General features: G+C 71.7%; 9 protein-coding genes. 7 read left to right on the forward strand and 2 right to left on the reverse strand.

Annotated features, from left to right (window positions below):
- Position 1: 1 nt before the first annotated feature.
- A complete protein-coding gene (locus tag ACIBA9_RS32515) occupies positions 2–469 on the reverse strand; it encodes a Rieske (2Fe-2S) protein (RefSeq protein ID WP_399368686.1) in 468 nt (155 codons plus the stop codon).
- 398 nt (positions 470–867) lie between these two features.
- On the opposite strand from ACIBA9_RS32515, the gene ACIBA9_RS32520 reads away from it, so the two are divergent.
- From ACIBA9_RS32520 to ACIBA9_RS32550, 7 genes are all read left to right on the forward strand, one after another.
- Positions 868–1,926 carry a LacI family DNA-binding transcriptional regulator gene (locus ACIBA9_RS32520; RefSeq protein WP_362155856.1) on the forward strand — a complete coding sequence of 353 codons (1,059 nt, stop codon included), beginning with the start codon at positions 868–870 and terminating at the stop codon, positions 1,924–1,926.
- A gap of 64 nt (positions 1,927–1,990) precedes the next feature.
- The gene (gene araB, locus ACIBA9_RS32525) at positions 1,991–3,643 is read left to right on the forward strand and encodes a ribulokinase (protein WP_399368688.1); all 1,653 of its coding nucleotides are present in this window, start codon (positions 1,991–1,993) and stop codon (positions 3,641–3,643) included.
- Positions 3,644–3,723: 80 nt separating this feature from the next.
- Entirely contained in the window at positions 3,724–4,452 is a 729-nt protein-coding gene (locus tag ACIBA9_RS32530; RefSeq protein ID WP_399368690.1) for an L-ribulose-5-phosphate 4-epimerase, read from the forward strand.
- 4 nt (positions 4,453–4,456) lie between these two features.
- Positions 4,457–5,962, forward strand: coding sequence for an L-arabinose isomerase (gene araA / locus ACIBA9_RS32535; RefSeq protein WP_399368691.1), 1,506 nt, complete (start codon positions 4,457–4,459; stop codon positions 5,960–5,962).
- 674 nt (positions 5,963–6,636) lie between these two features.
- Positions 6,637–7,785, forward strand: a complete 1,149-nt coding sequence (locus ACIBA9_RS32540; RefSeq protein ID WP_399368693.1) for a substrate-binding domain-containing protein — start codon at positions 6,637–6,639, stop codon at positions 7,783–7,785.
- Entirely contained in the window at positions 7,785–9,338 is a 1,554-nt protein-coding gene (locus ACIBA9_RS32545) for a sugar ABC transporter ATP-binding protein (protein WP_399368695.1), read from the forward strand. The genes ACIBA9_RS32540 and ACIBA9_RS32545 overlap by 1 nt, the downstream gene beginning before the upstream one ends.
- Positions 9,339–9,399: 61 nt before the next feature.
- A complete protein-coding gene (locus ACIBA9_RS32550; RefSeq protein WP_399368697.1) occupies positions 9,400–10,416 on the forward strand; it encodes an ABC transporter permease in 1,017 nt (338 codons plus the stop codon).
- A 736-nt stretch (positions 10,417–11,152) separates the two neighbouring features.
- On the opposite strand, the gene ACIBA9_RS32555 is transcribed toward ACIBA9_RS32550, so the two are convergent.
- Positions 11,153–12,706: an alpha-L-arabinofuranosidase B gene (locus ACIBA9_RS32555; protein ID WP_399368699.1), complete on the reverse strand. Its 1,554-nt coding sequence runs from the start codon at positions 12,704–12,706 to the stop codon at positions 11,153–11,155.
- Between the last annotated feature and the right edge of the window lie 33 nt (positions 12,707–12,739).

The raw sequence follows: 12,739 nt of genomic DNA on the forward strand, positions 1-12,739 counted from the left end.
TTCAGTCGAGCGTGATCTCCTCGCCGGACACGGTGATCTTCGCCGGGGGCAGCGGCCGGGTCGCGGGCCCCTGCTTCACACTGCCGTCCTCGACGGAGAAGTGGCTGTTGTGGCAGGGGCAGACGATCGTACCGCCCGCCACGCTGCCCACCGCGCACCCCTGGTGGGTGCACTTGGACGAGAACGCCTTGTACGTGCCCGCCGTCGGCTGGGTGACCACGACACCCTGATCCTTGAAGATCTTTCCGCCGCCCTCGGGGATGTCCGATGTCCTGGCGAGCGCGGCGCCGCCACCCGCCGGAGAGCCGCTGCCCTGAGCGGAGCCGCCTGATCCGGGTTTGACGGTGTCGGACGAGCCGTCGCCCGCGCCGCAGGCGGTCAGCGCGGCGGCGAGCCCCGCCCCTCCGGCCGCCGCCATCAGGGTACGGCGGGCCGGTCCCGCCGGGGGCTGGAGCGAAGCGCTGGTCATGTGGGGTTCCTTCCGAGATGCGTCTCCTGGTCCGTCCAGGGGTACGGGCCGCGCGCACGCCCCGTTCAACCGCCCTGGTAACCGGCGGCCCCAGCCCCTGCTCCGGCCACGGCCGGCTCGGCGGGTGCCCTGAGTGCGGAAAGTAGGGCGCAGGCACGGCAGGTACGGCTAATACCGTGAGCGCTAACATTGGCGGCCTGGAGCGCACGCCTCTCTCTCCCCGCGAACCGCCCGGGCGTCGACGCGCCCGACGCGCGCCCGCTCGCATCCGGGGTGCACGGGCCCGTCCGTCGGGACGCGAACGGCGGCGCACTCGGCGCGGGAACTTCTTGTGTCATCGACCTTGACGCTCCGGTCTGTGAGCGCTAACAATACGGCCATCGAGACTCGGGAGGACCATGTCACACACCGCGGAGAGTGCGGCGCCGCGCCGGGCTCCCACCATGGCCGATGTCGCCCAGCGTGCCGGGGTGTCGCACCAGACCGTCTCCCGGGTGCTGAGCGACCATCCCAACGTACGCGAGTCGACCCGGGCCGAGGTGCTGCGCGCCATCGAGGAACTCGGCTACCGCCGCAACTCGTCGGCCAGGGCGCTGGTCACCCGGCGGACCCTCACGCTGGGAGTGGTCGCCTGCAACCCGACGCTGTTCGGTCCCGCGAGCACGCTGTTCGGTGTGGAGGAGGCTGCGCGGGACGAGGGATACATGGTCTCCGCCGTCACGCTGCGCCGCTACTCGGCCGGCGCCCTGAAGGAGGCCATCGACCACCTCAGCGGCTGGGGAGCCGAGGGCATCGTGGTGATAGTGCCCCACCGCGCCGCCGTCGAGGCGCTGGCCGAACTGCGGCTCCCGTTCCCCGTCGTCACGGTCGAGGGCGGTCACTCGCTGCCCCTGCCGAGCGTCTCCGTCGACCAGGAGCTGGGCGCCCGCCTGTTGACCGGCCACCTGCTGGCCGCCGGTCACAGCACCGTCTGGCACGTGGCGGGTCCGTCGGACTGGTTGGAGGCGGAGGCCCGCGTGCAGGGCTGGCGGGGCGCGTTGGAGGAGGCCGGCGCCCAGGTCCCGCCGCCACTGGTGGGGGACTGGACGCCGCTGTCGGGTTACCGGGCCGGGCAGGAGCTGGCCGGGCGGGTCGTGGCGTCCGGCACCGGACGCAGGACGCCTGAGGTCAGCGCCGTGTTCGTGGCGAACGACCAGATGGCGCTCGGAGTCCTGCGGGCGTTCCGCGAGGCCGGTCTTTCGGTACCCGGCCAGGTGGCGATCGCCGGGTTCGACGACATCCCCGAGGCGGAGTTCTTCACCCCGCCGCTGACGACCGTGCGGCAGGACTTCGTCGCGGTCGGCCAGGCCAGCATCCGCATGCTCGTCGGCCGCCTGGAGTCCGGGACGGCGCCGGAGCCCGAACGCCTCGTGATCGAGCCGCGGTTGATCGTGCGCGGCAGTACCACCCCGTCCTGAGCGAGCGCGTTCCCACACCTCGGGTCCCGGCCGCCGGCCGGGGCCCTCCCCTCGGGAGGAAAGCATGACGACCGACCTGCCCGCCGTCACGGTGGGCGTCGACTTCGGCACTCTGTCCGGCCGCGCGCTCGTCGTGAGCGTCGAGGACGGCCGGGAGCTGGGCAGCGCCGTCCACGAGTACGCGCACGGTGTGGTCGAGTCCACGCTGCCGGGCGGGCGGCCGCTTCCGCTGGACTGGGCGCTGCAGATTCCGCAGGACTGGCGGGACGTGCTGCGGTTCGCGATTCCCCGTGCCCTGCGGGCCGCGGGCGTGGGCCCCGAGCAGGTCGTCGGCATCGCCACGGACTTCACGGCCTGCACCGTGCTGCCCGCCACGGGGGACGGCACCCCGCTGTGCGAGGTCCCCTCGTTCGCCGAACGCCCGCATGCCTACCCCAAGTTGTGGCGGCATCACGCGGCACAGCCGGAGGCGGATCTGATCGTGGAGCGCGCGCGGGAGTCGGGCCAGTCCTGGCTGGCCCGGTACGGCGGCCGGATCTCCAGCGAGTGGCAGTACGCGAAGGCACTGCAGGTGCTGCGCGAGGACCCCGGGGTCTACGCGGCGGCGGACCGCTGGATCGAGGCGGCCGACTGGATCGTGTGGGAGCTGACCGGCCAGGAGAGCCGGAACCTGTGCACCGCCGGGTACAAGGGCATGCGTCAGGACGGGACCTATCCGGACGCCGCCTATCTGGCGTCGCTGCACCCGGACTTCGCGGACTTCACCGCCAAGCTGGACCATCCGCTCTCGCCGCTCGGCGCCCAGGCCGGCAAGCTGACCGAGGCGGCCGCGGAGCTGACCGGACTGCGCCCAGGCACGGTGGTGGCGGTCGGCAACGTCGACGCCCACGTCACCGCGGCCGCCGCCCAGGCCCTGGACCCCGGGCACATGCTGGCCATCATGGGTACCTCGACGTGCCACATCATGAACTCGGAGGTGCTGGCGGAGGTCCCCGGGATGTGCGGCGTGGTCCGCGACGGCGTGGTGCCCGGACTGTGGGGGTACGAGGCCGGCCAGTCCGGAGTGGGAGACGTCCTCGCGTGGGCCGTGCGGACGGCGACGCCGCACGAGTACGAGAGCGAGGCCCGGCGGCGTGGGATCTCCCCGCACGAACTGCTGACCGAGAAGGCGGCGGCCCAGCCCGTGGGCGCGCACGGCCTGGTGGCGCTCGACTGGCACAGCGGCAACCGGTCGGTACTCGTGAACCACCATCTCTCCGGTGTGCTCGTGGGACTGACCCTGGACACCCGGCCCGAGGACGTCTACCGGGCCCTGATCGAGGCGACCGCGTTCGGCACCCGCACCATCGTCGACACCTTCGAGCAGTCGGGTGTGGCGGTCACCGAGTTCACCGCGGCGGGCGGACTCCTCAGGAACCCGTTCCTGATGCAGACGTACAGCGACGTGCTGAACCGGCCCGTGAACGTGCTCGCCTCCGAGCAGGGGCCCGCGCTGGGATCGGCGATCCACGCCGCCGTGGCCGCCGGCGCCCACCCCGACATCCGCCGGGCCTCGGCGGCCATGGGGGGCAACCAGCGCGCCGCCTACACCCCCGACCCCGCGCGCGCGGCCGCCTACGACCGCCTCTACACCGAGTACCGCACCCTGCACGACTACTTCGGACGCGGTGCCAACGACGTCATGCTGCGCCTGCGCGCCCTGCGGGACCAGTCCTGAAGTCCTGACCCGTCGGCATGTGGTCGACGCTCTCCCCGGAATGTTAGCGCTCACTTCACGAGTAGCGAGGTCAATCGTCCATGAGGAGCATTTCACCCGCGGCCGCCTCGGCGGTCGCCTCCGCGCGGCGGAACGTCGCCGAACTCCACCAGGAGTTGGTCCGCTACGGACTGGTGGTGTGGACCGCGGGGAACGTCTCGGGCCGGGTGCCCGGGCACGACCTGTTCGTGATCAAACCGAGCGGCGTCGACTATGAACGCCTCACGCCCGACAGCATGATCGTGTGCGACCTGGCGGGCGAGGTCGTGGAAGGCGGCCTGTCACCGTCGTCGGACACCGCGGCGCACGCCTACGTCTACCGGAACATGCCCGAGGTCGGGGGAGTGGTGCACACCCACTCCACGTATGCCAGCGCGTGGGCCGCCCGCGGTGAGGCCGTGCCGTGCGTGCTGACCGCGATGGCCGACGAGTTCGGTGCCGAGATCCCGGTGGGGCCGTTCGCCGTCATCGGGGACGACTCGATAGGCCGGGGCATCGTCAAGACGCTCACCGGACACCGCTCACCGGCCGTACTGATGCGCAACCACGGGGTGTTCACCATCGGCGAGGACGCCCGAACGGCGGTCAAGGCCGCGGTGATGTGCGAGGACGTGGCACGGACCGTGCACATCTCCCGCCAGCTCGGCGACCCGCTGCCGATCGATCCGGCCGCCGTGGACCGGCTGTACGACCGCTACCAGAACGCCTACGGCCAGCCTGGCACGCCGGCCGGCGATTCCCGCGACCACTCCGCCGAACAGGGGGCCTGACGCCATGACGTCGTCCGACACATGTGAGGTGTGGTTCCTCACCGGCAGCCAGGGCCTGTACGGGGAGGACACCCTCCGGCAGGTCGCCGGGCAGTCCCGCCGGATCGCCGAGCGGTTGGCCGGTGAACCGGGGACCCCGGTGCGCGTGGTGTGGAAACCGGTGCTGACCGACGCGACCGCGATCGTGGACATCGTGCTGGAGGCGAACTCCTCCGCGTCGTGTGTCGGGCTGATCGCGTGGATGCACACCTTCTCCCCGGCCAAGATGTGGATCGCGGGGCTCGACCTGCTGCGCAAGCCGCTGCTGCACCTGCACACCCAGGCTGACGCCGAACTGCCGTGGTCCACCATCGACATGGACTTCATGAACCTCAACCAGGCCGCGCACGGCGACCGAGAGTTCGGCTATGTCCAGTCCAGGCTCGGTGTGGCCCGCAAGACGGTGGCCGGGCATGTGTCCGACCCCGCGGTGGTCCCGCGTGTCCACGCCTGGATGCGCGCCGCCCAGGGCCGGCACGCTCTGCGCACACTCAGACTGGCCCGCTTCGGCGACAACATGCGCGACGTCGCGGTGACCGAGGGGGACAAGGTCGAAGCGCAGCTCCGCTTCGGGGTGTCGGTGAACACCTACGGCGTCAACGACCTGGTCGAGGTGGTGGACGCGGTCGAGGACGCGGCCGTGAGCGAGCTGGTCAAGGAGTACGCGAGCGCCTATGTGCTCGCGCCGGAGCTGGCCGTCGGGGGCGAGCGGCACGAGTCCCTGCGGTACGCGGCCCGGATCGAACTGGGCCTGCGCACGTTCCTCACCGAGGGCAGGTTCGGCGCGTTCACGACGAACTTCGAGGATCTGGGCGGCCTCAGACAGCTGCCGGGGCTCGCGGTGCAGCGTCTGATGGCCGACGGTTTCGGCTTCGGCGGGGAAGGCGACTGGAAGACCTCCGCCCTGCTGCACACCCTCAAGGCGGCCGGCCGGGGCCTGCCCGGCGGCACCTCCTTCATGGAGGACTACACCTACCACCTGGCCCCGGGCAACGAACTGATCCTGGGCGCCCACATGCTGGAGGTGTGCCCCACCATCGCCGCCCACAGGCCGAGCTGCGAGATCCACCCCCTGGGCATCGGCGGACGGGAGGACCCCGTGCGCCTGGTCTTCGACGCCCGCCCGGGGCCGGGAGTCGTCGTGGGGCTGGTGGACATGGGTGACCGCTTCCGCCTGGTCGCCAACGCCATGGAGGTCGTCGCGCCCCTGGAACCCCTGCCCAGGCTGCCCGTGGCCCGGGCGGTGTGGAAGCCCGCACCCGACCTGAGGACCTCCACCGAGGCCTGGCTGAGCGCGGGCGGTCCCCACCACACGGTGCTGACCGGGCAGATCGGCGCCGAGGAGCTCGCCGACCTCGCCGACATGCTGGGTGTCGAACTCCTCCTCATCGACACCGCCACCACCGTCAGGCAGTTCATCAGGGAACTGCGGTGGAACCAGGCGTACTACCGTCTGGCGGGACGGTTGTGAACGGGCCGGGACGATCGCGTGCCGGCGCTCCCTGACACCGGTCGCGGGGCTGCCGTGGGGGTAGGCGTATGCGAGCGCGCACAATGGCCGTCGTACGGCCGGGGCGACGTAGCCGGGCCGTTGAGCGCCCCGTCCGCCGCTCGCGTCCGGCCCCCGCGACGCCCCGACTCGCGTCGTGTGTGGCCGCCGGACGCCCGGCGGCCCTCGTATCCCGCTGCCGCCTCGACCCCGGTCCGCACGGTCCTGACCAGGCGCCCTCGTGCCGCGTGGCGCAGGGCGGGCGGCGAGGCGCCGACGACGTTCGGCCCCGGGGAGACAGGAAGACCGGGTGGCTCTCTCGCGGAACGGCGGCGGGCGGCGGCGAATGGGCCGGGCCGCGCTGATTTTCTTCCGTGTGACACCTTGACGACAAACCAGTGAGCGCTAACACTCTCTGCCAAGCGGAGACACAAGGCGCAACGGAGTTCTCCTGCCCGGCAGTTCGCCTTCCATCGGGGCGTGAGGGTTCGGCAGGGACGTGGAACGAGGAGCGGGCGGCAGGAACGTGGGGGTGCGGGGTCGTCCCCGGGACTGCGCCCTGGTGGTGGTCGCCGACCTAGGAGTTACCCCACCCCCAGTGATGTGAGCGCTAACAGCAAGGGCCGGCAAGGCCCCTTCTGAAGAGGAAGTCGATCATGCTAGATGTGCTGTCCGGCAGGAGATTCGCGCGATGGGGCACCGCGGCCGTGGTGGCGGCCCTGGTCGTGGGCGCCGGTGCGTGCAGCAAGAGCGGGGCGGGCGGCGGTGGTTCGCCGGACGCCGGCAACGCCTCGAACTCCGGTGCCGTGGCGATCAAGGGGGACATCGCCTTCAACGACGCCAACCTCGCCAAGCTGGACGCGGCGCTGAAGAAGGCGCTGGCCGGCAAGGACCTGTCGAAGCTGCGCCAGGCGATGGTGGTCAACGTCTCCGTCGACTACTGGAACGCCGGCAAGGTCGGCTTCACCAAGGGGTTGGCGGACCTCAAGGTGAAGGGCACCTACCAGGCCCCGGCCAACGGCCGGCTCGACCAGCAGCTGTCGATCATCCAGACCCTGCTCGGCCAGGGCATCACCGGCCTCAGCGTGTCCGCCATCGACCCGACGGCCATCAAGTCGCCGATCGCGTCGGCCGACAAGGCCGGCATCCCGGTGCTGGCCATCGACTCGCCGCTGCCCAAGGAGGACGGTGCCGCGCTCTACCTCGGCACGCCGAACTACCAGGCGGGCCGGAAGGCCGGTGAGGCGATGAAGCAGGCGCTGGGCGGCAAGGGGCAGGTCGTCGTGCTCGTCGGCTCCCTGACCGCCTCGAACGCCGTCGAGCGGATCCAGGGCTTCGAGGACGCGCTGAAGGGCTCCGACGTCAAGGTGGTCCAGAAGCTCTCCGACAACATGGACGCGTCCAAGGCCCTGTCGAACGCCCAGACCGCGATCCAGACCAACGCGAACGTCAACGGCCTCTACGGGGTGTACTCCTACGACGGCCCCTCGGCCGGGCAGGCGGTGCAGACGGCGGGCAGGACCGGCAAGATCAAGATCATCTCCGACGACTCCGACCCGCAGACCCTGAAGTTCGTCAAGTCCGGCGTCATCCAGGCCACGGTGCTCCAGCAGCCCTACCAACAGGGCTACACCGGCGCGTATCTGCTGGCGGCGCTGAAGGTGCTCGGAAAGGACACGACGCTGAAGCTCGTCAAGCCCTACCTGGAGTCCGACGGCACCACCCTCTCCTCGGGCGTCGGCCTCGTGACCCAGGCGAACCTGGCCGACTACCAGGCCAAGCTCACCAGGATGGGCATCGGCTGATGCAGCGCGATGTCGCCGTCCGCCTGCGGGACGTCAGCAAGTCCTACGGGCCGGTGAAGGTCCTGGACGTCCCGAGCCTGGAACTGGCCCGTGGGGAGATCGTGGCCGTGGTGGGAGAGAACGGGGCCGGCAAGTCCACCCTCATGGGTGTGCTGTCGGGCACGGTCACCCCCACCACGGGAACCATCGAGATCGCGGGGAAGGGCCTCGCGGCCGGGCGCCCGGACCACTCGCGGGAACTCGGAGTGGCCCTGGTGGCTCAGGAGTTCCCGCTGGTCGGTCAGTTGAGCGTCGCGGAGAACCTGCTGCTGGGACGCCGCCCGCGGCAGACCGGCTCGGGACGGCTCGCGCGGGCCGTGTTCGACAAGGCCGGCACGCGGGCGGAGGCCAGGGAACTGCTGGCCGAGGTCGGGGTCACCACCGTGGACGTCGACCGGCCGGTCGAGCGGTATCCCGTACCCGTCCGCCAGATGATCGAGATCGCCAAGGCGTGGGGCCACCGCCCGGTGGTGCTCGTCCTCGACGAACCGACCTCCTCGCTCGGACCGGTCGAGGCCGGGCGAGTGCTGGACCTCGCGCGTCGGCACGCGGCGGCCGGGGGAGCGGTGCTGTTCATCGGCCACCGGCTCGACGAGGTCCGTGCCATCGCCGACCGGGTCATCGTGCTGCGCAGCGGCCGTCTGGTCGCGGACCTGACCCCGGACCAGGCCACCGAGGAGCGCATGATCCGGGAGATGGTCGGCGCGGAACTAGCCCGCGCCGACCTCGCACCGCCCTCCTCGGTCGAGCGCGCCACGACGCTGTCCGTCCGCGCGCTCACCGCGGACGGACTCGGGCCGGTGGACCTGGACGTGAGGGCCGGTGAGATCGTCGGCGTCGCCGGGCTGATGGGTTCGGGGCGGAGCCGCCTGCTGCACACGATCATGGGCGCGCAGCCGCGTACGGGCGGCACCGTCGTCTTCGACGGTGAGGACTTCCGTCCCCGCCACCCGGCCGACGCCGTCGAGGTGGGCATCGGCATGGTGCCCGAGGACCGCAAGGCCCAGTCACTGCTGCCGACGCACTCGGTGCGGTGGAACGTCACCCTGACGACACTGCGCCGGATCAGTCGCCGTGGCGTTCTGGGCCCGAAGACCGACAAGCGGCACGCCGCCCGGATCGTCCGGGATCTCGGCGTACGGCTGCGCACCCAGGAACAGCCGATCAGCGACCTGTCCGGCGGCAACCAGCAGAAGGCCGTCTTCGGCCGGTGGCTCGCGGCCGAACCGAAGCTGCTGCTGCTCGACGAACCCACCCGCGGTGTGGACGTCGGGGCCAAGGCCGAGATCTACAGCCTCATCGACGACGCGGCCGAGAAGGGCCTGGCGGTGCTGGTGGCATCGTCCGAGCTGGAAGAGCTGATGTGGATCTGCCACCGCATCGTCGTGATGGCGCGGGGCCGGGCCGTGGCCGACGTCTCGCGGGAGCGGTTCGCCAAGGAAGTCATCATGACCGCCGCGGCCGGGACACAGACCGGCCCGGACACCCGGAACCGGGGGAAGGCAAGCACATGAGAATCCGTGACTCCCTGCTTGGGGCCGACGCGAGTGCCGGCGCTCACGGGAAGGTGACCAGATGACAACCAGCACCGCAACGGCCAAAGCGGAGGGTGACGCCGGCGAGGGCGGGCGCACGTCGGTGCTCCGGCGCCTGGCCGAGACCCCGGAGGTCGGCGTGGTCGCCGCCTGCGTGGTGGTCTTCATGGCGCTCGCGCTGGACAAGTCGACGTTCGCCAGCGCGGTGAACCTCCAGGGCATGGGCTTCGACCTCGCCCAGTACGGCCTGATCGCCATCGGAGAGTCCCTGGTGATCCTGACCGGTGGCATCGATCTGTCCGTCGGTGCCCTGCTGGGCACCAGCGTCCTCGTGATGTCGTGGCTCAACGTCCGTGCCGGGCTGCCGCCCGTCGTGGCCATCCTGATCACCTTGGCCATCACCGGCCTGGTCGGGCTCGTCCACGGACTGGCCGTCACCCGACTGAGGATGGCGCCGTTCGTCGTCACCCTGGTCACGTACACCGTCGCCCAGGGCGTCACCCTGGCCATCACCTCCGGCACCTCCATCACCGGCATCGGCGGGACCTTCAGCGACCTCGGACAGACCTATGTGGCGCAGGTCCCGCTGCCGTTGATCATTTTCGTGGTCGTGGCCGTCGCCGCCTGGTTCTTCCTGGAACGCACCTACGCCGGCCGCCAGGTGTACGCGGTCGGCGGCAACCCGGAGGCCGCCCGGCTGGCCGGCATCCGCGGTGACCGGCGAGTGATCTCCATGTACGTCACCAGCTCCCTGCTGTCCGGCTTCGCGGGGATCCTGGTGCTGGGCCGGATGGGTGTCGGCTCGGCCAGTGGCGTCGGGGTCGGCTGGGAGCTCTCCGCGATCGCGGCCGCCGTCATCGGCGGGGTCAGCCTCGTCGGCGGTCAGGGCCGTCTCGTCGGCATCGTCGCGGGCACCGTCCTGCTGGAACTCATCAACAACGGCCTGACCACGCTGCAGATCAACTCCAACTACACCAACATCGTCCTCGGTTGCGTGCTGGCGGTCGCCATCACGGCGGACCGCCTGCGCGCCCGCGGCATCGCCCGGCGCGGCTGAACGGGGGTCCCGCGCGGCCGCGTCCCCCACCGCGTCCCTCCCCGCACAGGCGCGACGGCCCCGGTCTCTGCTGACCCGGGCCGTCGCGCCGGCACCGGGTCCCTGACTCCTCTCCCGTCTTGCGGAGGCCCGGCCTCAGGCCGTCTGGCGGCCTCGCCGCGGTGCCGGTACTCGCTCGCTCGGGGGTGTCGCACCCATCCCGTGGTGCTTCCCACGCGCGCCTTCGGTTCTTCGACCGGAGGCGCGCGGTCGTGTGCGGCCGCGAAGCCTCCGGCCGTGGGTCCGCTCACAGCCGGCCGCCGACTTACGGCGGCCGGCACGACCACCCTCACCGCGACCGTCGGTCCCCTGCGCCCACGGCCCGTTGGCGCCTCGGCCGGCCGCGGGCCCCGCAGACGGAACCGCGTCGGGGCAGCGCCCCGCTCATCGATCCGGAGCCGACGGTGGCGGGGGTTCCGCGCGGTGGACCTCAAGCAGCCGGGACGGGGCGGCGCACCGAACCCGCCGGCTGCCGCACCCCGTCGACACGGCGGACGGGGGGGGGGGGGGGGGGGGGGGGGGGGCGGCCCCCCGCCCGGGGGGGGGGCGGGGGCGGGGGGGGGGGGGGGGCCCCGCGGCGGGGGGGCGCCCCCCCCCCCCCCCCCCCCCCCCCCCCCCCCCCCCGGGGCCGGGGGGGGGGGGCCCCGGGCCCCCCCCCCCCCCCCCGCGCCGTTGGTGCCGGCCGGGCCTGCTCCGGTCAGGGAGTCCAGGGCCGGTCGACGGCCCAGCTCACGTCGTCGGCCCAGGAGGTCGCGCTGTCCCAGGCGTTGGAGCCGCCGTCACTCGCCAGGTAGAGCGTGTTGTCGTAGTGGCGCAGGTACTTGGACGGGTAGTTGGACGAGGCGAGGGAGGAGCCCTGGCCGTTCTTCCCGGTCTGAGGGCAGAAGGTGGCGTCGGCGCGGAAGCCGGCGCTGCCGTCCATCGGCTGGCGGTAGACCCTGAAGTTCTGGTGCCGCAGGAAGTCACCGGGGTAGTTGCGGGACTCGAAGGACACGCAGGAGGGGTTGGCCAGGCCGCGGCGGACGATCCAGGAGGCGTCGCCCTTGTCCAGGGCGGTGCTGCCGGAGTTGACGACCGAGGTCACGGCAACGTCGTACTGGTGGCGGACGTAGCGGTCGGTGTAGCCGGGGGTCGTGGCGCGCAGGGAGATGGTGGAGCCGGGGACGAGGCTGCCGGCCGCCACCGGACCCGCCGCCCCGTAGCCGACGGAGGTGATGTTGGCCTGGACGGCGTTGTCGGCGGCGTCGGTGGGCTGGCCCGCGGTCATGACGCCTTCGAAGAAGCTGCCGATGGAGCCGTTGCTGTTGTCGCCGCCGGTGCCCAGGACGATCGCGCCTTCCTGGTGCATGGGCGAGTAGCCGGATGCCGTCGTCGGTTCCGAGCCGGAGTACTCGGTGGTCAGGCCGCCGCTCTGGGCGTTGCCGTCCTTGAGGGCGAAATGGTTCTGGCCGTTGTTCTTCAACAGCGCGGTGACGAACGGGTTGCGGTTACCCGTGTCGGCACTGTTCTTGCTGTAGCCGGCCTCGGACTGGAACAGCCCGTTCTCCAGGTCGGCCTGCACCCACGGACCGGATCCGGCGCAGGGGGAGAACCAGCACTCGGTGCCGAAGTTGATGGCGTCCATGTGCCCGTTGCCGGTGTCCAGGTTGTTGGTCTCCGCGTTTCCGTAGTCGAAGCAGCAGCGGTTGTTGACGTGGGTGCCGGAGGTGACCATGTACATCCCCTCGGCCTGGCCGTCGACGGCGACGCCCGAGGTCGAGTTGTCCCGGTAGCCCATCTGCCCGGAGAACGACAGGCCGTAGACCGTGTGGCCGCCGGCGGTCACCGGCAGCGCGTCCGCCGGGACCCCGGTGTCCTGACCGCCGGCGCCGCCCGGCCCCTCCACGGTCAGGTCGTTGTGCCGGGGCGACTGGTCGTAGATCTTCGTGACGACGCAGGGGGTGGTGCAGAACGCGTCCTGGGCGGACGCGTTGGCGTATCCGCCGGCCGACAGCACACCGATGTTCGTGGTGGCTCCGTCCGAGGCGCGTTTCACCTGGTACAGCGGGCCGTTGTACGACGAGTAGAGCGCACGGGTCGAACTGTGCGCCGCCACGCACGGCGTGCCGGCCGAGGCGTAGATGTCACACGGCAGCGAGCCGGCGGCGTTCGACGGCTGGGCGGCCACCATGACGCCCGCCAGCGCCGCCACGGCCATCAGGAGGGCCGGCAGCGTGGCTCTGAGTCCGCGGATGGATGTGAGAGAGAACATGTGGGTTCTCCGTCCCGGATCGAAGGGGAGGTG

It is taken from the genome of Streptomyces sp. NPDC051452 (genome assembly GCF_044454765.1).
Lineage (GTDB): Bacteria > Actinomycetota > Actinomycetes > Streptomycetales > Streptomycetaceae > Streptomyces.

Coding starts and splice junctions, on each gene's coding strand:
- ACIBA9_RS32550 (WP_399368697.1), top strand. CDS start 9,400: ATGACAACCAGCACCGCAACGGCCAAAGCGGAGGGTGACGCCGGCGAG.
- ACIBA9_RS32540 (WP_399368693.1), top strand. CDS start 6,637: ATGCTAGATGTGCTGTCCGGCAGGAGATTCGCGCGATGGGGCACCGCG.
- ACIBA9_RS32530 (WP_399368690.1), top strand. CDS start 3,724: ATGAGGAGCATTTCACCCGCGGCCGCCTCGGCGGTCGCCTCCGCGCGG.
- araB (WP_399368688.1), top strand. CDS start 1,991: ATGACGACCGACCTGCCCGCCGTCACGGTGGGCGTCGACTTCGGCACT.
- ACIBA9_RS32545 (WP_399368695.1), top strand. CDS start 7,785: ATGCAGCGCGATGTCGCCGTCCGCCTGCGGGACGTCAGCAAGTCCTAC.
- ACIBA9_RS32555 (WP_399368699.1), bottom strand. CDS start 12,706: ATGTTCTCTCTCACATCCATCCGCGGACTCAGAGCCACGCTGCCGGCC.
- araA (WP_399368691.1), top strand. CDS start 4,457: ATGACGTCGTCCGACACATGTGAGGTGTGGTTCCTCACCGGCAGCCAG.
- ACIBA9_RS32520 (WP_362155856.1), top strand. CDS start 868: ATGTCACACACCGCGGAGAGTGCGGCGCCGCGCCGGGCTCCCACCATG.
- ACIBA9_RS32515 (WP_399368686.1), bottom strand. CDS start 469: ATGACCAGCGCTTCGCTCCAGCCCCCGGCGGGACCGGCCCGCCGTACC.